The sequence below is a fragment of the Desulfosporosinus metallidurans genome (genome assembly GCF_001936615.1).
Classification (GTDB): domain Bacteria; phylum Bacillota; class Desulfitobacteriia; order Desulfitobacteriales; family Desulfitobacteriaceae; genus Desulfosporosinus; species Desulfosporosinus metallidurans.
Genome location: NZ_MLBF01000023.1, coordinates 38983 through 62250 on the forward strand (window position 1 = coordinate 38983; position 23268 = coordinate 62250).

26 protein-coding genes and 1 pseudogene are annotated in these 23268 nt (G+C 48.0%); 4 read left to right on the forward strand and 23 right to left on the reverse strand.

Annotation, left to right across the window (positions count from 1 at the left end; all coding sequences use genetic code 11):
- Window positions 1-22 precede the first annotated feature (22 nt).
- From DSOL_RS14415 to DSOL_RS14435, 5 genes are all read right to left on the reverse strand, one after another.
- Window positions 23-877 carry a hypothetical protein gene (locus tag DSOL_RS14415; protein ID WP_075365529.1) on the reverse strand — a complete coding sequence of 285 codons (855 nt, stop codon included), beginning with the start codon at window positions 875-877 and terminating at the stop codon, window positions 23-25.
- Entirely contained in the window at window positions 874-1374 is a 501-nt protein-coding gene (locus DSOL_RS14420; RefSeq protein ID WP_075365530.1) for an anti-sigma factor family protein, read from the reverse strand. Before DSOL_RS14420 ends, DSOL_RS14415 begins: the two co-directional genes overlap by 4 nt.
- A gap of 20 nt (window positions 1375-1394) precedes the next feature.
- Window positions 1395-1907, reverse strand: coding sequence for an RNA polymerase sigma factor (locus DSOL_RS14425; protein WP_235838837.1), 513 nt, complete (start codon window positions 1905-1907; stop codon window positions 1395-1397).
- Between the two features lie 65 nt (window positions 1908-1972).
- A complete protein-coding gene (locus DSOL_RS14430) occupies window positions 1973-2584 on the reverse strand; it encodes a DedA family protein (RefSeq protein WP_083642605.1) in 612 nt (203 codons plus the stop codon).
- 19 nt (window positions 2585-2603) lie between these two features.
- Window positions 2604-3257 (reverse strand): DedA family protein, encoded by a 654-nt coding sequence (locus DSOL_RS14435; protein WP_075365532.1) that lies wholly within the window; start codon window positions 3255-3257, stop codon window positions 2604-2606.
- Between the two features lie 220 nt (window positions 3258-3477).
- On the opposite strand from DSOL_RS14435, the gene DSOL_RS14440 reads away from it, so the two are divergent.
- The 4 genes from DSOL_RS14440 (at window position 3478) to DSOL_RS14455 (ending at window position 7355) form a co-directional block, all read left to right on the forward strand.
- Window positions 3478-4098 carry a phosphatase PAP2 family protein gene (locus DSOL_RS14440; protein ID WP_075365533.1) on the forward strand — a complete coding sequence of 207 codons (621 nt, stop codon included), beginning with the start codon at window positions 3478-3480 and terminating at the stop codon, window positions 4096-4098.
- Window positions 4099-4149: 51 nt separating this feature from the next.
- On the forward strand, window positions 4150-5304 hold the full coding sequence (locus DSOL_RS14445; protein WP_075365534.1) for an MFS transporter: 1155 nt from the start codon (window positions 4150-4152) through the stop codon (window positions 5302-5304).
- Between the two features lie 31 nt (window positions 5305-5335).
- Window positions 5336-5782, forward strand: a complete 447-nt coding sequence (locus tag DSOL_RS14450) for a divergent PAP2 family protein (RefSeq protein ID WP_170871514.1) — start codon at window positions 5336-5338, stop codon at window positions 5780-5782.
- A gap of 112 nt (window positions 5783-5894) precedes the next feature.
- On the forward strand, window positions 5895-7355 hold the full coding sequence (locus DSOL_RS14455; protein WP_075365536.1) for a metallophosphoesterase: 1461 nt from the start codon (window positions 5895-5897) through the stop codon (window positions 7353-7355).
- 189 nt (window positions 7356-7544) lie between these two features.
- Here DSOL_RS14455 and DSOL_RS29390 read toward each other — a convergent pair.
- The 18 genes and pseudogenes from DSOL_RS29390 to DSOL_RS14540 all read right to left on the reverse strand — a co-directional run.
- Window positions 7545-7658: pseudogene (locus DSOL_RS29390) on the reverse strand ((2Fe-2S)-binding protein); the annotation flags it as partial.
- A gap of 272 nt (window positions 7659-7930) precedes the next feature.
- Window positions 7931-8200 carry a helix-turn-helix domain-containing protein gene (locus DSOL_RS14465; RefSeq protein ID WP_075365537.1) on the reverse strand — a complete coding sequence of 90 codons (270 nt, stop codon included), beginning with the start codon at window positions 8198-8200 and terminating at the stop codon, window positions 7931-7933.
- Window positions 8201-8211: 11 nt separating this feature from the next.
- The gene (locus tag DSOL_RS14470) at window positions 8212-10029 is read right to left on the reverse strand and encodes a VirD4-like conjugal transfer protein, CD1115 family (protein ID WP_075365538.1); all 1818 of its coding nucleotides are present in this window, start codon (window positions 10027-10029) and stop codon (window positions 8212-8214) included.
- A gap of 13 nt (window positions 10030-10042) precedes the next feature.
- Complete coding sequence (locus DSOL_RS14475) at window positions 10043-11476, reverse strand: DUF3991 domain-containing protein (RefSeq protein ID WP_075365539.1); 1434 nt, start codon at window positions 11474-11476, stop codon at window positions 10043-10045.
- Window positions 11477-11494: 18 nt separating this feature from the next.
- Complete coding sequence (locus tag DSOL_RS29565; protein WP_282432764.1) at window positions 11495-11626, reverse strand: hypothetical protein; 132 nt, start codon at window positions 11624-11626, stop codon at window positions 11495-11497.
- Window positions 11627-11644: 18 nt separating this feature from the next.
- Window positions 11645-14269, reverse strand: coding sequence for a MobP3 family relaxase (gene mobP3 / locus DSOL_RS14480; RefSeq protein WP_075365540.1), 2625 nt, complete (start codon window positions 14267-14269; stop codon window positions 11645-11647).
- Window positions 14270-14271: 2 nt separating this feature from the next.
- Window positions 14272-14679, reverse strand: coding sequence for a hypothetical protein (locus DSOL_RS14485; protein ID WP_075365541.1), 408 nt, complete (start codon window positions 14677-14679; stop codon window positions 14272-14274).
- Window positions 14680-15097: 418 nt separating this feature from the next.
- Window positions 15098-15352: a DUF6103 family protein gene (locus DSOL_RS14490; protein WP_075365542.1), complete on the reverse strand. Its 255-nt coding sequence runs from the start codon at window positions 15350-15352 to the stop codon at window positions 15098-15100.
- 15 nt (window positions 15353-15367) lie between these two features.
- On the reverse strand, window positions 15368-15739 hold the full coding sequence (locus DSOL_RS14495) for a DUF3846 domain-containing protein (protein ID WP_075365543.1): 372 nt from the start codon (window positions 15737-15739) through the stop codon (window positions 15368-15370).
- A 156-nt stretch (window positions 15740-15895) separates the two neighbouring features.
- Window positions 15896-16189 carry a plasmid segregation centromere-binding protein ParR gene (locus DSOL_RS14500; protein WP_075365544.1) on the reverse strand — a complete coding sequence of 98 codons (294 nt, stop codon included), beginning with the start codon at window positions 16187-16189 and terminating at the stop codon, window positions 15896-15898.
- Between the two features lie 4 nt (window positions 16190-16193).
- Window positions 16194-17075 (reverse strand): ParM/StbA family protein, encoded by an 882-nt coding sequence (locus tag DSOL_RS14505; RefSeq protein ID WP_075365545.1) that lies wholly within the window; start codon window positions 17073-17075, stop codon window positions 16194-16196.
- A gap of 31 nt (window positions 17076-17106) precedes the next feature.
- Entirely contained in the window at window positions 17107-17466 is a 360-nt protein-coding gene (locus DSOL_RS14510; protein WP_075365546.1) for a DUF6103 family protein, read from the reverse strand.
- Window positions 17467-17480: 14 nt separating this feature from the next.
- A complete protein-coding gene (locus tag DSOL_RS14515; RefSeq protein WP_075365547.1) occupies window positions 17481-18065 on the reverse strand; it encodes a DUF6329 domain-containing protein in 585 nt (194 codons plus the stop codon).
- Between the two features lie 5 nt (window positions 18066-18070).
- Window positions 18071-19216 (reverse strand): NlpC/P60 family protein, encoded by a 1146-nt coding sequence (locus DSOL_RS14520; RefSeq protein ID WP_075365548.1) that lies wholly within the window; start codon window positions 19214-19216, stop codon window positions 18071-18073.
- Window positions 19217-19222: 6 nt separating this feature from the next.
- On the reverse strand, window positions 19223-19720 hold the full coding sequence (locus tag DSOL_RS14525; protein ID WP_075365549.1) for a gamma-glutamylcyclotransferase family protein: 498 nt from the start codon (window positions 19718-19720) through the stop codon (window positions 19223-19225).
- 16 nt (window positions 19721-19736) lie between these two features.
- Window positions 19737-20792 (reverse strand): amidoligase family protein, encoded by a 1056-nt coding sequence (locus DSOL_RS14530; RefSeq protein WP_075365550.1) that lies wholly within the window; start codon window positions 20790-20792, stop codon window positions 19737-19739.
- Window positions 20793-20811: 19 nt separating this feature from the next.
- Window positions 20812-22644: a VirB4 family type IV secretion system protein gene (locus DSOL_RS14535; RefSeq protein ID WP_075365551.1), complete on the reverse strand. Its 1833-nt coding sequence runs from the start codon at window positions 22642-22644 to the stop codon at window positions 20812-20814.
- Window positions 22645-22816: 172 nt separating this feature from the next.
- Complete coding sequence (locus DSOL_RS14540; protein ID WP_235838834.1) at window positions 22817-23179, reverse strand: Fic/DOC family protein; 363 nt, start codon at window positions 23177-23179, stop codon at window positions 22817-22819.
- Between the last annotated feature and the right edge of the window lie 89 nt (window positions 23180-23268).

A 23268-nucleotide genomic window follows, 5' to 3' on the forward strand; every position in this document is an offset into this window, starting at 1 on the left:
AGAATCTCCTTTCGGTCGGATGTTATTTAATGTTTGGCGTTCGACGCTTACGCTCTTTGAGATACATCCAGAAAGTGGTTAAGGCTACTCCTAAACCTGTGAAAGCTACACCAAGAAGAACAATTACGCCGATAAGAGGAAGATTAGAAACCGAAACCAAAAGTAGGGCTAAGATAAACCATTTGCTTAAGGCCGGATATTCCAGTAAACGTGGAGATAGGGTTTCTTTTCCGATGTACTCCATAACTGGTAGGATTCCTAAGAAAATGGCTGCTATTCCTACAATGAAAATCAAAATAGCCAAGGGAATACCAACTACTGTCAAAGAAAGCAGAATCATTAAACCAGTTATCATCAACGATGCTGCTAGACCGATTGCAAACAGGCGTAAAAAAGAGGTCGATAGCAGATTTTCTCCTTGTTGCAAACGTTTACGCAGAACAAAACCTAAACCGGTAAGTAATACGATACCGAAAACACTGATAATTAATCTGGCCAGCCATAGACCTAAAATCATAGCTAACCCAATAAATAATTGATTAACAAACTGCGGGGTCAAACTTAAGCGGAAAACGCCGGTTTTCACGGTTACATTTGCGGGGTTAAAAACCTGCCCGCCTAAATCAATCACCAGATCAGTCTGAGCCGTCGGCTCAAGATAAACATCACCATTGATCACTAAAACGACCTCTCTGACCGATCCTGCAATATGGGCATCCGTACTCAGGGCAAAGACGGATTCCACTGAATGTCCAACCGGGACCACCAAGGGGTTCCCGCCAAATTGAGCTGATAATTCATCGGCTAGCGCTTGACCGGGGGAAAGAAGAAGCAAGGCTATGACTAAAAGTATACTAAGTTTCACCTGTGGCTTCATAGGACCACCTCGTTAACTTCAAATTTGGTCAATAGCGTTTTAATAATATAAAGGCCCATGACCATCAGAAATAAGGATATAATTCCCATTGTCACCGTAACCCAAGGAGAAAAAAGCGTAACAAGGGTCATGAGTGAGCGCCAGAAAGCAGACCCTGTGGCATAAACTAAGTGGAACACACTGGAGAAAGTGCGCGAGAAAATGAGTAAAACTGGGCTGGCGAAAACTGCCAAGAGAATGCTTGTCAGCCATATGTCTTTAGCAGTATTATGCTGCTCCTTCTCAATAGCGGAAAAAATCCGTACCGTTAAATTAGTAGGAATTGGGATGCTGGCGATACTCAGGTTAATTTCTTTGCTTAGAGCCGCTAAGTCGTCCATAACCTTACGGCAATCAGGACAACACTGTAAATGCACTTCTATATCTCGGTATTTGTTAGCATCCAGTTCCCCGTCAAGATATTCTGATAGCCGTTCCATACATTGCAGGCACTCCATAATGGTCCCTCCTCCTTGGCCTAATCTGAAAGTATTGTTCTTAAATGCATTCTAGCGGTATGGAGCCGTGATTTGACCGTTCCCAGCGGAATTTCTAAGAGTGTGGCAATTTCCTGGTAGCTATAACCTTGCCAATCATAAAGAACAACTATTTCCCGTTCCTCCTGGCTAAGCTTACCGAGAGCTTCCCGGAGTTCAATCTGGCGATCCCAATGGTCAGGTGTAGTGGTCGAAACAGATTCAATGTTACTGTCAGGAACGAGATCTAGTTGTTTACCTTTCATCCGGTCCAAGCAGACCGTAGTAATGACTTTTTTCAACCAAGCCGGAAACGCATGGATATCATTAAGTCGATGGATTGATCGATAAACTTTTAAGAAGATTTCCTGAGAAGCGTCTTCTGCCTCTGACTCATTGTGAAGAAAGGCAAATGCCGTACGGTAAACGTAACCACTATAATTCAAGACGAGTTGTGTAAAAGCCTTTTGGTCCCCCGCCTGAGCTTGCTCAATAAGTCTAAGATCTATCTCCATCACAGCATTTGCCCCCCTCCTTTCCTTAAAAATCTTGTAATGCTTTTCCAGGTATCAACTTGTAATTATTTTTTCAAGGAAGATCGGTTTTTCACGTTATGAATATAAACAAGAATGAGAACTGCACCCAAAAATATGCCCCCAGGAATAAGCAGATGCCTGATCTTCGTTACGGTACTCTCCCAGTATATACCCAAAAACATTCCCATCGTAATAAAGGTAGCGGTCCAGAGGATGGCACCCACTCCGGAGAATGTTGCATACCGCATGTAGTTTATCTTACTTATTCCCCCAAAGTAAGCTATTAAATGGCGCAAACCCGGAAAAAAGTATCCTACGACAACCATTTTACTGCCAAACCGCCTGAACCAAGCCTCTACCCCGGATAGTTTGTTTTCTGTAAGGTGCAGATATGGGGCAATGCGGTCTAATAAAGGCTTTCCTACCCGTCTACCGATCCAATAGCTTAGATTCGTACCAATAAAACTGCCGAGAGCTGCTATAAGTAGTGTTTTGCTGAAACCCATGCGCCCAAGGCTAACTTGGAAACCGCTAAATGCCATCACAAATTCATCCGGCACAGGTAGCCCAATCATTCCCAAAGAAAGCAGCAGAAGAAGCGCAAAATACCGGTATTCAAAAACAACACGAAGCAACAGACCTTGTATATCGTCCATCTTCTATACCTTTACCATATTAATAACGCTTTAATATCAAATGTTGTTTTGCTTTTAGGAAATTAAGAATTCCAGGTAAAATCGAGATGAAAATTATAGCCAGGATTACTGTGGTGAAATTGTTTCTGACTATCGGCAGGTTACCAAACAGATAACCACCAAAGAGCAAGATCGTCACCCAAGCGATTCCTCCAATGAGGTTATACGACAGGAAGCGCAGGTAAGTCATCTCCCCTATTCCGGCTACAAAAGGAGCAAACGTACGGATTACCGGAATAAACCTCGCGATAATTATCGTTTTGCCCCCATGTTTTTCATAAAACAGTTGAGTTCGCTCTAAATGTTCCTTTTTAAAAAGGCGAGTATTACTTTTGGTAAATACTTTGGGACCGACAAAATGACCAATTTGATAGTTGGCTGTATCTCCTAGGATAGCAGCGATGCCAAGCGTAATAAAGAGCAAGACTACATTTAACGAACCGCTGGCGGAGAATGCACCGGCAACAAAAAGGAGTGAGTCCCCCGGTAGAAATGGAGTAACGACCAATCCTGTTTCGAGAAAAACAAGGATAAAGAGAATTAGATATGTCCACATGCCATAACCTTGAATTACCAATTCTAAATTCTTATCTAGGTGAAGAAAAAGATCAACTAGCGTTTTAATGAAATCCATCAATATTTCCTCCTTAAGGTGCTTCCATATTAAACTCTCTAAACATAAAGACGACGTACTTGGAGTAAAAGTTCATGGGTTTATAAAATATTTCCCGTTTGTTAATATTTTTTAAACGGTCGAACTTTTACCAACATTCTCTCGTCCTAATAATTGAGTATTGTTTTTGGGAGAAACAGTTTTTGTTACTTTTTGAAAAAGGACAGGAGGAAAGGACAGAATGAATTCATTTGATCTTTTTGGGTACCATTTCATCAATCAATGGGCTGGGCATCATCCCGTGCTCGACAAACTAATGGCATTCTTTGCCCAATATGCTCTAGAGTTATATGCGGTGTTGTTTTTATTGGCTTGGTTTACCTTACCCAAATCCGATTCCGATAAGCGTCATGCAATGGTTGTGGCCGGATTTTCGGGTGTACTGGCATTAGTCTTTAACGCTATTATCGGGCAGTTCTTCTTCCGTCCACGACCCTTTGTGACTCTTCCGAAAGGGACATTTACCCAGCTCATTCCCCATTCGTTTGATACGTCATTTCCCAGTGACCACACCTCAGGAAGCTTTGGTTTTGCTGCAGGGTCCTGGAAGAAAGCTTCATTTTGGGTCAGATGGAGCTTTACAATTTTAGCTGTTCTCGTAGCATTTGCCCGTGTTTATACAGGAGTGCATTGGCCAACTGATGTACTTGCAAGTGTTATCATAGGTTTCGTCAGTGCTAAAATTGTATGGCTGATTAACCCCTTATTTAAGCCTTTGACAAACCTAGGGCTGCGGCTATTCCATTATGGGAAATACTCAAAGGAGACTTCAAAGTTAGTCATCAAAAAATACGCAAAGTAATAAACAGGTGTTGAGTACTCAGTCGGTTGGATATTGAGGAGTGTGCGTTTTATGTTTAACGTAATGCTTTTTGGCATTGTCAGCTTGTTAACAGACATAAGCAGTGAAATGGTTTATCCCTTACTCCCAATATTCCTCTCTACTGCGTTAGGAGCAAGTCCGGCTATTATTGGCATCATTGAAGGGATAGCTGAAAGTTTAGCCAGCTTACTTAAAGTTTTTTCCGGATACTTAGCCGATAAAACGCAAAAGAAAAAGGAACTCACAATCACAGGTTATAGTGGTTCCTTGTTAGGTAAGTTAATCCTCGTTTTGGCCGGGTCTTGGGGAGGGGTATTGTTTTCCCGGATTATCGACCGTTTCGGCAAAGGAATACGCACCGCCCCTCGTGATGCTCTTATTGCCGACTCAACGCAAAAAAGCACCCGTGGTCATGCTTTTGGTCTGCACCGGGCCATGGATACTATGGGAGCGGTTATCGGGGTAATTATAGCTTATATACTAATTAGAGGAAACATTACCGATTTTAAGCGTATTTTCTGGTTTTCGACGATACCGGCCCTATTGGGAATAATAGCCCTTCTCTTTGTTAAAAGGCCAAGTAGGGATAAATCTGTAAAGAAAGAATTTTCTTTTGCCTGGTCAAAACTGGACACAAAGTTAAAGCAGTTTTTAGTATTGGCTTTTATTTTTGCACTTGGTAATTCGTCTAACCAATTCCTGCTCTTAAGAGCAAGCAAATTGGGCCTTTCAACTCCTAATGTTTTACTCCTTTATTTGGCCTTCAATATTAGCTATGCTTTGGTATCTTTACCTGCCGGAAAATTATCGGATTTGATTGGTAGGAAACGTGTTTTGGTGACGGGTTATTTTATTTACGCTGCCGTCTATTTCGGATTCGCTCGGGTTACACACACTTCAAGCTTATGGCTGTTATTTATTGTTTACGGTCTATATTCCGCCTTCACAGATGGCGTGGAAAAAGCCCTCCTGTCCGATATTGCACCCTCGGCCTTAAGAGGTACGGTAATCGGTATGCATGCAGCTTTAGTTGGAGTTGCTCTCCTTCCAGCTTCCTTTATTGCCGGAATCCTTTGGGACAAATTTGGTGCCCAAGCCCCGTTTTATTTTGGAGCCGGGATGGGGTTATTAGCTGTTATAGGTCTATTGTTTATATTTAAAGATAAAAAGACAGGTTCTAAATAAAGAATACCTAATCGCAGGAGGTAATTTGTGCTTGCATAACCCACTTCTATTATCAGCTTTGCTTTCTACAATAGCCGCTCAAATCCTGAAAATCCCGGTATACTACTGGGTTCATCGTTCGTGGAATTGGCGGGCTGCCTTAAAACCGGGAGGAATGCCTAGCTCCCATACAGCCCTTATGATTGGCTTAACCACAGCAACGCTGCTTAAATACGGTTGGAATAATCCCTATTTTGCTATTACAACATCGGTTAGTATGATTGTGATTTATGATGCGGCAGGTGTACGTAGGCAAGCAGGGCAACATGCGATAGTCCTTAATGAATTAACGGCAACTATTGAGACTCTAAATAGAAAATTAAGCACGGAAATTTTTATTAAGCCGACACGCCTCAAAGAGGTCATTGGGCATTCTCCGATTGAAGTTCTGGGTGGAATAGTTGTCGGAATTGTCGTCGGATTATTCATTGTTCGCTGAGTATAATAGGTAATTTTTCCTACATTGGTTATACTAGGTAAATGAGGTATAATATTTTAGGTATCCATTTAAGAAACAGCCAGTTCAACGATGGATCGAAAGGTTGAGGTAGATGCGGAAAAAAGGGTTGGTTCTAATTTTGCTTGTTGTAGGATTGCTGGTTACAAGCGCCTTTATCTTACATAGCTACAAGAATTTCAAGATCCAACAAGGTTTTGTGCCCCTGCCGTTATCTTTTGACCCTTACACTTCGATTTCCTCCTATGACTTGAACGGAAATACTGTAAGCATTCAAGGCGGATTTGCAAAAGGAAAAATAGCAGAAAACAGTAATCAAGAGAGTTTACTGCTTCATTCTCTTTCTCCAACGCCGGTAATAACCCTCAAAAGCACGACTGAGAAATCATATAGGCTAAGGTTGGAAAACATAAGTCCATCCAAAATCACTACCAGTGACGGAATCGCTAATCTTAAGGTTATTGACCCGCACACGATTTCATTTACGGTTGACTTAAAGGCAAACCAAATTAAGGCTATTCAATTCACTTTAAAACCCAGCGAGAATCCGGAAGTCGTGATGTTGGGAGATAATAGAAACGGTTATGGCACGTTTGCTCAAATCATTAGCCAAGTTAACGGAATTAACCCTGCCTTTGTCGTTGACAACGGTGATCTCGTGTACGGAGGAGAACCGAACAGATATAGGCTTTTTTATGAGACCGTTTCCAAGCTTCAAGTTCCGCTTTACACCACTTTGGGAAATCATGACATCCGGGAAAATGGCCGTAAGATATATACGGAGCTTTTCGGGCCTCCCTACTATTCTTTCGACTATTTAAACAATCATTTTATCTTCCTGGACAGTTCAAGAGGTTGGACAGAGAAGACAGCTATTCCTGAAGAAGAGTATAAGTGGCTGGAAGCTGACCTACAAAAAGCTCAAGGGAAACGCATCTTTGTTGTTTCCCATATTCCTCCTACTGACCCCAGAGCTAATCTGACCCCCAATACATATCCTGAATTAGCTCAATCACAAAAGAACAGCTTATTGCAAAATGAAATGAATAAGCTTAGTGGTACCAGCAATATCGACCATGCCTTCCATGATAAACAAGAAGCTGCGAGATTTGAAAATCTTATGACTAAATATAAGGTAGATACTGTTTTCTTATCTCACATCCACAGCTTTTTCAGTTTTGTTAAAAATAACGTAAGATATATCATTACTGGAGGAGCAGGTGCCGAACTTCTTACGGAGGGAAGCTATTATCATTACATTCGTGTTCATATTACTAATTGGGAAAATTACCTTGAGATTGTACAATTACCATCCCCACCGAATCAGATCGTCGATAGATATTTAGCCGCAGGGCAGATGTTTGCTAGCTCTATTTATAAGGAATATACAACTTTAGTTTTAGCCATCGCTGTTTTTCTAGCTTTAATTATTGGCTGGATACTCTGGATATTCCGCCAAGGATGGTGGTCATATCTCAAACGGTTAGGGCTTTGGTTTTATGAGGTTGCCAAACTTTCCATCCTCAAATATAAAGAAATCGTTCGAAAAAGTTAGTGTCCTTAAAAAATTGAACTCTCGGAAAAATGAGTTCGACCAAAGCTTTAAACTTGTACGCTTTAATAAAGCCAGTTAAAGTCATCTTAACCTCGACCGGCATTTTACTGATGATACTTATAAACCCAAAAAACTATTTCTCATAGCCATACCTTTGGCAATCACCGATTGCACTACGGATGAACATCAGCCACCGGCAGGGTTTTTCGTGAGGCATTCACATCCAGTATTGGCCCCTGTATGTCTCTTTATATCGTCTAAGGTAGAGCAACATTGTGCTACTGCTACATGCTGTAAAGCCTGTATAGAAAGCGGTTATAATGACATGCCTCTGGAAAGCCGTATTTATACATCAAATCATCTCGTGCCTAGCAATATCCTGCGTGGTCATAACATACTCCTGTTTTACATATATAAAATTCACTGGTGTGTATATGATATTGTTCATGTTCTTTTTCTGGCGTTATATATTCTTAGAGTGATAGGTTCGCCTTCTCAGTTCATCATGAACCCTTCCATAGTCCATTGATAGGGCTGACCTTCCCCTTGGCGGGGAAGGTCATTTTTTTAACCAATTAGCTGGAATTAGGTTGCGCTAAATAATACAGATTGCTGCTCTTGCCGCCGTTCTCGCGCCACCTTTGCTCCTTACGCAGACGGCCGCTTTTTTCAAGGTCAGCTATGGCGCGTTTCACGGTGCTTCGGGACAGCTTCAGTTCCTTGGCGATGGTACCAATCGCTGGGTAGCATTTGCCTTCCTTATCTGCGCGGTCATGTAAGTACATAAATACAGCCCTCGCGCGATGCGGAAGCTCCGAGGAATAAAGAGAAGAAAAGTAACCCACAGCTTCACCTCCTATTCAATCCGAACAGGTGCTTTTGTCCTGGTCGGCGCTTCCGGCTCCTGATTCGGCGTATGGAGTAATCCTCTTGATGCGGCAGCTTCAGCTTCATCTTCCTCCGGCACATCCACACAGGCAGAGTGACGGCGGATGATTTCTTCCTCCACTCTGCGCCTGTCGGCATACTCCACTTCTCTGGCTGATTGTTCGGCAATCTCATAAGGCTTGCCGAAGGTAATGCCCCATTCCGTGAATAGCTTCAGCCAGGTGCGCATTGGGTATTCTCCGGTCTTGGTAACGATAAAATGGCCCTTTGGCATGGACTTTAACTCGTCGGGAGTCATCAATGGCCGCTCGATCATCTGCAGACTCTGCGACGGGTCGTTTTTACCCCGGCTGATCGAACCGCTCATGACGGTCTTGCTGCCCATGGCTTTTGACAAAATCTGTGCCGATTCACTGTTGGGAGCAAAACCGCCGAACACAGTATCCTGACAGTTGTCTATAATGATGGCCGAACCCTCTCGGCCATAGTTTTTCTCCAGCTGTGCAAAGCTCTGTATGATGGCAACGATAGACACGCGTCGGGAGCGGGAAGCGGAAAACATCATCTCTGCCGACTCAATTTTAGGGATGGTACCGATCTCGTCGAGGAACATCATTACACGATTGGGGAGCTTGCCGCCATGCTCGTCGGCCACCGACAGGATCTCGCGATAGAGCTGCTGTACGATCAGGCTGATGATGAAATACTTTGTGTTATCTTCTTCCGGCATCACCAGGAAGATTGCGCTTTTTTTGGTGCAGAACCTTTCCGCATCGATTGCCGTGTCAAAGCATAGAATTTGCTCCAGCTCGGAATCCAGGAAAGCGTTCAATCTGGATAGGGCAGTTGAGAGGACACTCTGCATGGCCTGCTCCGCCGAATTGAGTGCCGCCCCGGCGAACCACTTGGTCTTGTGCTCATCCGGCAGATGAGCAAGAAGCAGCTGAAACAAAGTCCTACCCTTGACGCCGCTGGGCGCCAGCAGATCCTGTATGAGCTTGAATACCGACACGATGTGCCTCTGCCTCGGCTCACAGTATTCCGCAATAAGCAGAATCACGGAAGTCAGCAGCCCTTCCGCCGCGTCATAGAAGAAGGCGTTTTGTCCAGCCATCGCTGTATCGAAGCCACCGGAGGAGATGATGGTCTTGGCGGTGATCTTGGCATATTTCTCCGCTCTGGCTTTAAACGCAAGGTTCTGAGGATTATTAAGATATGCGTCCATATACCGGTTGACCAGATGGAGCAGATTGTTTCCGTCCGAGCGGGTGGGGTTTCTCAGGTCAATGACAGCAACATCGTATCCGTATTTGTCTTTTGCGATCCCGGCATAATTGCGGTAGAGGTCGCCCTTGGTGTCGGTGGTCACAAAGCTCATGCCGCAGGCACAGGCGTATTCCAGATTCGGATAAAGAAAGTTAGCGGTCTTGCCAACACCTGCGGCTCCGATCATCAAGCAGTGGATATCGTCATCGTCCACCAGCGCATATCCGTTCGGAGCGGTATTGTCAAACAGCGATGCCTTCCTCCAACCGACTATCAGTCCCTGCGCTTTCGGAAGGCTTTCGCCCTTTCGCCACTTCTCCGGCTCGTAGGGAACCTCGGTATATGTCTTTTTTATCTCCCGTTTTGTTGCCCAGCGAGCTGTACCGTGCTGACCGTCGCCGACTGTTTTGGACTTGATGCCGTTTAAAGTGTAGTAATGCGCTATGAGAGATAACAAACCGATAACGCCAAACATGGTCAGGCCGGCAGCAGTTAAGATTATGATTTGGGATGTCTTCAATTCGATCCCTCCTTTACATGGTCATAGAAAAATTTACTGCTTGCTCCTGCACCGGAAGCATCGACGGCAGCTCCTGCTCAACAAACATCATGATTTTGACGCAGTCCAGCGCAAGGCGTTGATAGGAGGTCAGGAGCTTATTCATATCCTCCAGTGTGCGGATACCCGATGCCTGAAGCTGACGGCTGATATCCGAAACATCCTGGCGCAGCTGTTCAGCTTTGGTACGCAGCCAGCCCCTATCCCCATGGGGACGGTAGCTGTCCTGCAGCTTTTGAATAAGCTGCTCTATTGTCACAGGCTGTTCTATCTGGCGGAGCTGCCTTTGCATGGCAGCAAGCGAGCCAGCCGCCATGCACTGCAGGCATTCACGAACAGCTTCCGTATTCAGTGCTGCTGTTTTGCCGGAGGCAAGAAGCGGCTCTACCACCTCGGCGCACTCCACGAGGAAGGCGTCAATATCTTTATGTGTTGCAAGGGCTTTGCACAAATCGTGCAGCTCACCAACAACCTTCGGCAGAAGCTCCAGCTTCGGATGTTCCCGCGCCGGGATGGGACTGACGCCGTTTCTGGCTTTAAGATCCTCATTCCAGTCCTTGTACTGCGGCTGCATTACGGAAAAATCCGCATAGCACTTTCCCGACAGGATATCCTTCAGGCGACCGACAGCTTCAATGCCTGCCTCGTCATGATCCAAGCACAGCACGATGCTTTTCAGATGAGGATTCAGCTCCAGCTGACGAAGCAAGGCGTGTTCCGATACTCCGTCCAATGTGACATAGCTGTGCCGTTTCCATCCATCCTGATGCAGTGTGGTGAAGGACAGCATATCCACCGGCGCCTCGAACACATAAAGAGTGTCGCTCTCTCCAATCCAGTGAAAGCTGTATTTCGGATCGCTGCCCTCCGCGTTTCCTTTGTAGGGTTCGCCCTGGGTGTATGTTCCGCGCTTATGAGCATGGCGGGGGACGCCTTTTTCATCCAGCCCAACAAATACCGCATTGTGATATTCCTTGTCTTCGTATATCAGCTTTTCATGAGCGAAGTGAGACAGCACCTCACGGTCTATGAACCTTTGCTTTATCAGATATGCGAATACCCGGCGCATGTCAGGATTAGCCTCCGGAAGAGCGAACTCCTTGCGTGGAGCAGGGGCACTCTTGACCGTCTGATTCCACTCCACGCCGGAGTCCTCTCCGAGCAGATAGCTCACAGCTTCAGGAAAGCTCATGTCATAAAACTGCTGAACAAAATCAATAGCGTGACCGCCTTCCTTCCGGCTGTGGCGAAACCACTGATTGCCGCGCACAGTAACGCTGTCATGACGCTTCCAGCGCCACTCTCGGCCTGAGCGCACAAGCTGCTCTCCTTGACGATGAAGGAAATCAACCAGGTCGACAGAGTTTGCCTGCCGCTTTTGCTCGTCTGTAAAATGAATATATGCCATACCATAGAACCTCCTTAGTCAGTGTTTACGCTTACCGCACCGGCGAAAAAAAGCCACCCGCCGATGAGCGGATGGTTTGAGAGACGCCGTATTGAGTTTGCTGGGAAGCGGTTCTTTTTTCTGTTGATATTTTGGTTGAGGCTTTTGCATGGAAACCCTCCCTTTGCATTAATAGGTTGTATGCCTGAGCTCATGATCGTCCGGAGCATGACCTTGGGCAATTTTCTTTTCGCGTATCTTACGTCGGAGCTTGCTGTCTGTCTGCATGCCTGGAGCGCCGGAAAGCCTTTTCTGCTCGTCCCGAAAAATCCGGCTCAAGTGGTGCAGGAGCCTTGTAACTGCAAGAGTCAGAAAGGGTTTGCTTAAAAAGTTCATATGGTCGAGGAAATACCGCGCATAGACATTACCCTGTTCAGCAGACAAGGTGAACCAGCGCACTGCGGCTTCCCGGTCACTGGGGACTTCTTCTCCAATAAGAAACAGCTTGCCGAGAGCATATTGCGCATATTGATTGCCTTGCTCAGCAGATGCAGTCAGCCATTCGACAGCTGTTTTCACATCCTTTTGAATACCCTCTCCTATCAGATAGAGCTTACCGAGCTGATACTGAGCGAATGAATTGTTCTGCTCTGCTGCTTTCGTGAACAGCTCTACCGCTTTCACCGAATCCTTCTCCACATGACTTCCGTCACGGTAGAGCTTGCCCAAGGTATACTGTGCCATGCTGTTACCGCTATCCGAAGCCTTAGTCAGCCACAGGACAGCCTCCTCCGAATTTTTGTGACCACTGTCCGAATCGAGGTAAATCTTACCCAGCATGTACTGTGCATGGACGTTACCGAGCCGGGCAGCCTTTTCAAAATATCCGATGGCCGCTTCCACATCCTTTTCTGTTCCGGTTCCGGTGTAGATCATCTGCCCGAGGCGGTATTGGAGCTTATCGTCATGGCTTTTTTCTTCCAGTCGCTTAAAGCCGTAAAAGGCTTCTTCAAAATTCAGCTCCGCTTCTTCGGCACCCTTCTCCGTACCGATACCGTCCCGATACATCTTCGCCAGCTCGTAACAGGCATACGGAACACGCTTTGCTGCAGATTTACTGTAGAGCCGGAATGCCATTTCGTAGTCCTGCTCTACGCCCTGCCCCCGGTAGTACAAACCGGCAAGAGAATATTGGGCATACTTGTAATTTCGTGAAGCCGCCATTTCAAACCATCCGGCCGCTTCCTCATAGACCTGATCTGTGCCAAGCCCCGCCGTATGCATTTTACCGATGCGGTATTCCACATACTGGCTTTTCTTGTTTGCCTCAATGTCCATGAATGCGGTGAAGGCTTTATCGTACCAAGTAAATGCGATATCTGCGTCCATACTGACGCCAAGCCCGTCAGCGTACATCCTGCCGAGGTCATGCATGGCGAGAGCGTTGCCGCATTCGGCTTCCTCCAAAAACAAACGGAGGGCCTGCTCAAAGTCAGGCTCCATTTCATCGCTGCCGTAAAGGAAGGCACGAGCCCTCCAGTAGCGATCACTCCATTCGATATGCGGATTGATGTTATCAGCCTCATCGTTATCCGGCGCTTCATCCATGACCGGCAGATATTCATCCTCCAACAACAGGGGTTCGTATTCTACTACTTCTTGTAAATCCTCTGCTAACTCATCGCCCTCGAAGGTGAAATGATGACCGCCGATATTCACGGTTTCCGCGATCACCATATTTCTAATGTGCTTAAACTCTTTTTGCTGAGAGAGAGGAAGGGGATCAGGGAGCTTATCCTTATATGTGCGCAGCACTTCGTTGCGAAGCTCCTGCCATTTTGCATAGGCTTCCGCTACCCGCACATCCTTCGCCAGTTCATCCACAATCTGATCCACGACTGCTTTCAAGGGCGACTTGAGATAGCCGTATTGCTTTTTCCCGGATGTGTGCCTGAGACGCTCTGCCAGATGCGAGAGCAAAGACTCAATGGTTTCGTTATCACACATGCCGCCGCTCATTCTGCCAATGATTTCTTTCAGGGCTTCACGGCTCTGTTCGGCAAGCGTATTTCTCTGTGCGGTCTGCTCGGAATATATCTGAATGAGATCCTGCTGAAAGATTTCCTTTGCCAGACTACTCCGCATCTTTTCTAAGGCTGGCTTGGTGACATACCCCTCACGTGGATTCACCGAGTAAACCAGCATATGACAGTGAGGATGATGCCCTTCGTTATGAAAGGCTGCATACCAGCGCAGGTTTTCCGGAGCGATCTTCATCTGCTCGGCAAAGATATTCCGCTGTTTGCGGATGAGTGCCATCCACGCAGCGGCATTGTCATATCCCAATCGGGCGGCGTCCTCCCGCCGCAGAGAAATGATGGGCGTCCACACATTACCTGTGTGTTCCCCGACTTCCTCCATCACCTTTGACAACATCAACGGCGTTTCCTCATCAGAGAACAACCCGTGGGTTCCCAGCTTTTCAGCGCGTGGACGGGTAGCGATGTAATTGGCATAGACTTGGCTGTATGACAGCTGATCCATGTTCTGATCCAGCGCGGCACTGATGAATTCCGAAGCGTTTTTGACGGTGGACTGTTTGATATAGTCCTCGTACTCAAACAGATCCGCCGCATCCGGAAACTGAGCGAGGATGTCTGAGATGAGCATCTCCTGTTTCTGCGTGGCGGGATTGTCACGGGAGGCGGGAGAGATTTTCTCCACGCCATCCCGCGTCGCCACATACTCCACGAGATTCTCCAGATGCACCGCTGAGTTTTTTAAATACCGACATTTGAAAACAATCCTCGGCATGACTATTCACCCTTTTGGAATTTAGTTACATCCTCGAAGGTCACAGAGCCGATGGATTTCTTAACATCGGCAACGCACTTTCCGCGCAATCGGTGCAGTGTGTTTTCATCCACCTCCGCAGTGGACGCCAGGATGTTCATCATCATGGACATCTCCACAGCCAGCTTGAAGATAAGACGCGCCATGCGGTTTTCCAAGGTGTTGACAATACCGGACATTGCCGATGTGATAGCAGTCGGTAAAAACATCACGCCCTTCTCAGCTGCAATGTACCCGCTATAAAACCGGACAGCCTTTTCAATGAATTCGCTCCTGCTTTTGCAGTTATCCATTTCTAAGAGTGCATCCATACATTCAATCGTGCTGGGGTAAAGCCAGAGCGGGATGCGGTCTTTGGTTTCTTCAGTCATAGTGAGTCCTCCTTGTCTGAAATTCTCCGGAACCACCTGTCGGGTGTACCCCGGAAAAGCCTTTATTTACTTTGCTTACATCAATTTTTAAGAAGATTCCGACCACCTGAAAGGTGACCAAACCTCTTTTCAGGTGTACCTACCCGAACCTCTCCGACCCGCGTTGCGGGGCGGTGTCAGGTGGCAGGAGGTCGCAAAGCGACCACCTGCCTTTAACCTGCATGGTTTTCAACCCCATGGTTCACCCCTCAAATCCGCTTTTATGAGGCTCTGTCCGGAGGATGGTTTTTTCCTCTCAAGCTCCGCCACAAAGCCCCAATAAAGGGCGTTATCCTACACACAGGTGTTGCGATGCCACCACCTGCTGTTAAAACGCGACCAGGGGCACACAGGCGGTAACATGCCCGTTTGCAGGTTGTTATTCGTCGTTGTCCGCAGCTGGGCGACTTTGTTTTGCAGGAACTGCCGGTCGTGTGCTGCGTTTAGGGGCGTCCATCCCGCCAGTATCCCGGCTTTCGATGTACTCCCGGACAGGAGCGGGAACGTGCTTCTCATACAGCGCTTGCAGCACAGTGTCCAGTTCAGTTTGCAGCTCTGTTTCATCCTTCATGTACTGGTTGATAGCGCGAAGCTTTTCAGCTTCAAAGCTGATCTGTACAGTAGCTTTATTCATGCAGCTTTACTCCTTTCATTTGCTAAAATCTAATGAAAATATAACGGAAGCATCCTCCACCTGTTCCTGGGTAAAGATTTCCGTCTTTTGAAATCGATCACTGTACTGCCGGATTTTATCCTCAGTCAGCGACACAAAATCCCCATCATCATTGCTGCCAACCACAAAAAATGTACCGGCAATGATGTCGTTTCCAAGAGAACGGTTGCCAGGAAGCCCGATCAGCTTTCCCTCTTCATTGCAAACCAGAACAACATAATCATCCAAATATACCGTTTCAATATATCCTCCAACCGCCTTCTGCAATCCTTCCAAAGTGTTTTCAACTTCAGCAGGATAGGGTTCCTTCATCGGGTCCACCATTATCACTTTAATCGTTTTCTCCATGTTCGCCTCCTAAATACTCATTGTCATGCTCCGGGTTCCCTCCAAATTTCCTGGCTGATCCTGCTTCGCAGGCTGTTGTTTGAGGAAATAGTGAGCCATGATGGTGTACTTTTCAGCCATCCGGTATAAGGGCGGCAGGAAAGTGAGCCAACATGGTTACAATTCCTCCAGCGCATGAATCAGACTGCCGGGCAGATCGGACAGCTGAACATCGGCGTCCGTTTCCTCCGGCAGTGTGGCTTGAAGCTGCGGCGCAGCATTTCTCAGTTCGTCCCTGATTGCTTGCCGTACAACCTGCTCCAGAATTTCCGCCTGATGTGCCTTCAGGATGCTGTTGACCACGTACTCGGTGCGCTGCCGGCTGGCCTGCCGCGCAAACAGCGCTTCGGCCTCCCGATGCCTGGGGTTGTCCAGATCGAAGGAAAGATAATATCGTTTTCGCTCGGACATAGGCTCACCTCATCAGAAGCTTGTAGCCGTCCGCGTTGGCAAACCGGTTCAGCACCGCCACTGTATTGAGGCTGTTTTCGTGCAGCCTGGGTTCCAGCAGCTCGGCGCCGCCGCCTGCAAATACCGTCGGGAGTCTCAGATCAAGTCCTCGTTCACGGAGCGCATTGAACAGCTCCTTGCAGTAAGCGGTCACGGCCTGCTCAACTACAGACGCAATCAATTTGCTGTCGGCATGCTGGATCTCCCCACGGATAGCGTCCGTGATGAGTTCGTCCGACAGAAGAATGTCACTGCGCTGGAGCGTATCCTGAATCCGACTGTACAGGGTGATGGTGCCCATGCGGAGACTGGCACAGCTCGATCTGTCAAGGTGGAAGTCATGAAGCGTGAGAATATCCACCGTATACCCGCCGATATCAACCATTGTGATACTTCTGTAATCCTTAAGCTGCGGGTAATACCGGCACAGCGCCGCATGACCTTGTGCGAACACCTTGCATTCTGCTATACGGCAGCGGTAGAAAGCTCCCTCGAACCGGAACGAGATATTGTCGCGCAGGAAGTATCGCCTGAAGGCTTCCTTCTGTGTGCCATAGCTGTCGATGGGCAGCCCCACGCCAAGGACGATTTCCGCATTGGTTGTCCCTGCCTTTTTCATTGCGTCCGCAATGGCAGGCAAGGTCAGAATGAAGGCATCCTGTTCTTTGGCTTTATCCTGCTGAAAGCGCAGACGCAGCTCGCCGATGGCGTAATACCTGCCCTCAAAATAGAGCTGCATTTCAGGCACAATAAATTCTTTGTCGCTTGCAGTGTAGCCAGAAGCATAAAGCATCCCCTCCGAGGATTTGGTGTTGTAGTTTCCGTTGTCCACACCAAGCTTTATCATAATCAGCACCTCCTTGTTTTTTATCTGCGGTTTACATGCTCATAGTCATGCCAGGGGTTTCTTCCTCGGCGGGGCCTTCTGCCTCTGACTGAGCCTCCTGAGAGAGAGGTGCTTCAGTCGCAGCCTGTTCCCGCTGTCGGCGGGAGGTACGAGGCTGACGCTCCCTTGGAGCAGGAGGCTGTTGGGGTTCTGTCGCCTGTTCCTGAGAAGGTTCCTGCTCCAAACGGCTTTCCACATATTCGCGGACATTGGCAGGAACCAGCCGCTCATAGGTCTTATTGAGGTAATCCATCAGCTCCTGTTCGACGGTCTGCTCCTTCTTTTCCATAAAAAAACGGAGGGCGTCCAGCCTCTCCGAAGGGAAGGGGATCTTTACTTCGGTTGTACTCATCTTCATTTTCCTCCTTATAAATTCATTTGCATTTCGGGTGATAGCCTCTCTTTTTCATCTAGATTCGGGCAGTAATCCTGGCAGAACACCATGTCGAAGCTGTTCTCCATCGCTTCGACTTCCGCCAGTTCCGGCCTCGCTGCGAGGATGTTCAGGAGCATTTTCCCGATTCCGTTGTTAGTCGAAACGGGAACATGATACCGATCCTGTATCTCGTCAAAGCAAATTGCCCATGTTCCGTTTGAAGTGCTTTGTGTTGCTTCCTGAACGAGTTGCTCGGCCAGCTGGTTCAAACGCGCGGTCAAAAATTCCCGTGCTCCGGGCATGAAGCTGGAATATCTGGCGTAGTTATATCCCTCTGATTCAACCAAGACGCCGTCAGAGGATTCCTCACCCAGCACCAGCAGACAGTGGCACACACCGTTCCCATCCCGGTGCATGAGGTCGGTGTTCTCGAAAATGAAGGGCATATCCCGGAGAGGTGCCGTCTTAAAGTACTTGTATTCGGCTTCGGGAAGCTCGACGATTTTTTCGATTACGCAATCCCATACAGGGAAATCCTCCGCCTTTCTTCTAAAGATTGCTTGCAGATTAAGCATAATTTTCACTCTCCTATGTTGTATTTAATGTAGGGAATTTCAAGCCACGCCGTCCATGAACGTTCATTTAGATTTGTCTTGACGACGCCATATTTTGTGCCCATGGCTTCGATGACCTTGCCGTTTCCGATATAGATTCCGATATGTCCGGACTTCCAAACAGCAAGACCGGGGACGTCGGGCATGGCATCCATGGAGCCTGAAACCACAGCGTTCTTATACATGCTGTCCGCGCTGATATCTGGCATGCCGTTGCTTCCGTACTCGTATTTCAGTGTGCTTGGATCAAGCCAGCCGTAGCCTTTTATCAGGCCTACGCAGTCCGTCGTCCTGCCGCCGAGCCAGTTGCTGCGGATGAAGATCTCGTAATTACCTACGCCGTCAGGGTACTGTTCCAGCTTGGAGCTGAACAGAGATTCTGTGAGGACGTCGCCGTATGTACCCCAGACATAGCCCCATCCGGAGTCAAAGGCTTGCTCGACATAAGCGACCAGATCCAGATTGTTTTTCGTTGCCGGATCTTTAAATGACGAGATATCCAGCGCAGTACTTCCTGTACCTCCGCGTTCAATCTCTCCGGTGAACAGTGCTGCACCGCCAGAAGCTAGCAGCTCATAGATTTTCTGAGCGTTGGCTTTGATCTCGCCGGTCACCGTTATTCCTGACAGCGATAGCCTTTCATATGCGGTTTCCAAGCTGGCGGGAACAGCAGCGCCGTCCTCATAGGCTACGAAGCAATCAACGAAGGCGCAGGCTTGTGTCCTTGACAGGGACAGATTTTCAGCGCCGAAATTCAGAGAATAAAAAATGGACTTGATGCGGATGTTATCCAAAGCGCCTCCTTCCATCCGGGCTTCAGCCTCGGATATGGCCTCGTCCAGAACAGCAAAGCAATTACTCATGTCGCTGATGTGCGAGGCGTACTCGGTAGGCATAGCCGCTGGAATACTGCCGCCGTTAAAGGACAGATCGATGGCGGCTTTGTTGTGATCAGAGCCTCCTGAGAGAATACTCATGATCATTACGACAATCAGAATGATGGGAGTCAGGATGGAAGCAATGACCACTCCGATTGCCTTCCATGTCCGTTTATCGGTTGCAGCAGCGATGGCTGCCCTGACCGTAAGGGTAATGGTTGCAGGATCTGCCATGGAGCATCACCACCATTTCGGGCTGAACAGCGTGTCCTGTTCCGGTTCCTGCTGCTCCTGTGCCAGACGGATGGATTTTTCCACGGCCTGCTCTAAAAGCTCAGTATTAAAGCCCGCCGATTGGTATCCCTCCATGATGGTGTCGAGGTAATAATCCGATGGAGAGCCAAAGGGATGACCGTCGTTCATGATGTATACCATGGCCGAAACAGTCTTGCCTCTGAACTCGACATCGAGTATCTCCTTGCGGTAGAAGGACGGATATCCCTCATAGCAGTCGAGAGCCTGTAGGTCACGTTCCTTCAGCCTCCACAGAAGAACAGGGACACTGGAGCCCTTGAGCGGCTCCACAGTTGCGACGGAGCTTCTCCGTCCGCCTCGGAACAGCAGCTCATAATCCTTGATCTCACTGTTGCCGACTACCTTGGCCGTCGGGCAGCGGAATGCCATCTGCGGCAGATTGAGATTGCTGCCATAGGCGATGTACAGGGTTTCAGATTTCATTTCTTCTTGTTCCTCCTTACTGCATCGACATGGAAAGGCCGGGGCATATGTCCTGCTCCCCGGCCTGTTCGTGTTCGTTTTCAGTTGTCTGCTCCTGCTGCGGCAATGCCGATTGTGCCGCTTCAGCCAGCTCCTTTTCTTTTTTCTGTCTTAACCGTTCCTTTTGCTGGAGGGCTTGAGCCGGATCCTTCCAAGCGATACAGCCATCCAGATGCTCCAGCAGATGAAGCCGGGCGGTTTTGAATTCATCACCGATAAGCCCAAGCCGCAGAAGCCAGGTACGGAAGGTATATTTCTCGTTGGTGCTGCGTGTTTTCTGACGGCTGGCGCATCGCTGGTTAAGAGCCTGCGCTGAGATGGCGAGGCAGAGCTGAATGTACGCCTTAATCTTTCCGGCATGGGTGGTTGAATTGAAGAGCCGGAACTCAATGGTACCCTTCTGGAACACGCTGTGGAGGTTGAGGCAATGATACCGACTGTTGTGGTAATGCTCCCGGCGGCCGTCGCTGCCGTGATACCAAATCCGGCTAACCTCGTCTAATGTCCGGGGCTTTTTCCGGTTTAATTCCTCCAGAAAGCTCTCCTCCACCTTCTTGCAATACTGCCGCTCCCTTGCCACCTCCACCTGCGTGGCCTTGTAGATCATATCCTCCTTGGAGGCCATGATGTTGGTGATATTTCTCAGGGTATTGGCGTTGTGAGGAGAGGCGTCCAGGTGAATGTGGATGCCGCAGCTTCTATTTGCGATCATTCCTGCCTGTCGAAATTTGCGAACAATCTCCTGTATGGTTTCGATATCCTCGTAGCGGCAAATGGGACTGACTAGCTCCACGCTGTAGGTGTTATCTGCTGAAACGATCCGCCGTCCTTCTTTTTTTTCTGTAGTTATGCTGCCGTCGCTCATGACCTTCCAGCGGCGGCTCTGGCTGTCCAGCACGGAATATTCTCCGTAGTAGCCGCCGTCAAAGTTTGCAGACCGCCCGAAATACTCCGACAAAACCTGTGCGGCACGCTGGCGGGACAGACCTGTCATTTCAATCTCAATGCCGAATCGCTGCTCCTTGATATCCATGTTTAATCACCGCCTTCCATTACCGTCCGCCTGCCTTTCCGAAAAGTATCGCCTTGTGTTCCGGAGCCTGCACCACAAGGTTGTACCGCTCGTTCCCGCACTTGTAGAAGCACACGCCACGTTGGGGGTACCGGATGAGATTATATTCAGATTCCTCCAGCTGGAGTGAGTCCATATAGAAGTGCTTATCGATATTACCTGCGTTAAACAGAAAAGCATGGGCCGGAATGGAGAATAGCGGCTTCGTATACTCACGGATACCCTCCAGATTGAAGTCCTCCAGATTCTGCGAGGAGAGGATCACGGCGCTGTCTTTCTTCCTGACTCGCTTCATGAAGTTGCGGACATATTCCACGGCAGTCAGGTTGGAAAGGAACAGATAGAACTCGTCAATGCTGGCAGCCGTATTGCCGGTAGTGAGAAGCTCGTTGCTCATGTAGGACAGCACGTTGAACAACAGGGCATTGCGCAGGTTCCTGCTGGACTGCAAAAGCCCTTTAATGCCGAAAGTTACAAACTCGCTGGTTTTGATATTGGTGTGCCCGTTAAAAAATTTGGACTCCGCACCCTTACACAGGGAATGGAGTCCAAGACAGATTTCCCGCAGCGTATCCGCTGTATAGAGCTGTCGCTTTCCCTCGTCGAATTCCTTGTATTCCGATTCGATCATCTCGTACAGGTCGGATAAAACGGGATAATCGTCAGGCTTCAGCCGGTTAAAATTGCTGTGGTCAGTGATGCTCCATTTGTCATATAGCTTGCCCAGCATAATCTCGATGGTATCAATCTGGCGGTCGTCGAAATCCTTGTAGGCTCGGAAAAAGTCCTTGAGAAAGCTGATGTGCTGGCTGAGCTTGGATGTCTGCCGGAATGCCTGGGGCGCTCCCGTATCTTTGGGATCGCCGGTTTCGTCCCAGGTCTTGGGTTCCAGAACATTGATAATGAATTCGCCGGTCATCAGGTCAATGAAGCAGCCACCGAGGTTGTTTGTGAGATCCTCGAACTCCATTTCCGGGTCGAGGCAGATCACCTTCATGCCGGATTCCCGCAGGTTGGTCAGAATGAGCTTTAGCAGATAGCTCTTGCCCTGACCGGAATTGCCGAGGATGAGGATGTTGGCGTTGGTCTTGTCATCGGCGCGCCGGTTAAAATCCACGAGGATGTTGCTGCCGAATTTATCCCTGCCCAGGCAGAAGCCATTGGGATCTGTTTTGCCGCTGTAGTTAAAGGGATAAAGATTAGCGGCCGAGCTGGCGGGCAGCACCCGTTCAAACTGATCGCCGAACACGTTCCAGCCGGTGGGCATTACTGACAGGAAGCCCTGCTGCTGGCGGAGCAGGAGACGGTCGACATTGAGTTTGCTTCGGATCAGCTCAGTCAGCACCTCGGTCTGCAGAAGCTTGAGCTGGTCCGGGTCATGGGCGGACAGCTCAATATAAACGGCTGCGTGGAGCAGCGGCTCCTTGTTTCTGTGTATGTTTGCTACTATACCCGCAACATCCTGAAGGTTACTTTCAGCAGTGACTGTTTGCTGAAGGTCGTTGGTATTGTTCCTGTTCAGACGGTTCTTATTGGCGGCGTTGCTGATAATTTTCCTTTCTTCTACCGCTGTGACGTGACGGGTATAGATGTGCAGGGTAATGCCGTCCTTTTCACCCAAGTGGCGCAAAATCGCCTGTTCTTCCGTGGCTGTCGGGTACTCGCGAAGCGCCCATACGCAGCGGTATGTGTTGCCGCAAATAAAATAGTCCGTGAAAAACCTAATCATGGACGGAGAAATCATATCTAGGAACTCCTGGATGCGTACATCATCCCGTGACGTCTCTGGCGCACCGGGTCTTCTTTGGACCATTGAATTCACTTCTTTCTGCTTGAATTTTGATATGAAAAAAGCCGCTTGCTCTATGGATACAATTAAGCAAACGGCTTTCATATAGGTAAAATATAAAAAGGGAATATTCGCAAAATGAATACTCCCCCGCTTATTTATGAAACTTGCCTTTTTCTGAGTTGTGTATCCGAATTTATCTCATGAAAGTTTGCGTCATGTTGTTTTCCGACAGCGGTTGGGTTATCGCCGTGAAAATCTCGTCCATTTTCGTATAATCGCACAGGAATGAAGCTGCGCTTGCTTCAATCATTTGCTTGTCGGTTACCTGGGAAAAGTCTACACGATAACCTGCGTTTTCAGCCAGATATTCGATAAAGAGTCTTTGCGCCCTGCCATTTCCTTCTCTGAAGGGGTGAAGGGCATTAATTTCACTAAGGTAATGCGCCAAGCGGAGCGGGATTTTATCTTTGGAGACATCTTTCAAATAATTCTCCCTTTTCAGCTTGTTGAAAAGCGAACCGGCATTGGATTCTATAAACTCATAATTGCAAAACATATTGCCTTTTGCAATGTTTACCCATCTTATTTCGCCTGCCCATTCGTATGATATCACCGAAGATATACTTGTGAACCCTTTTTAGATGG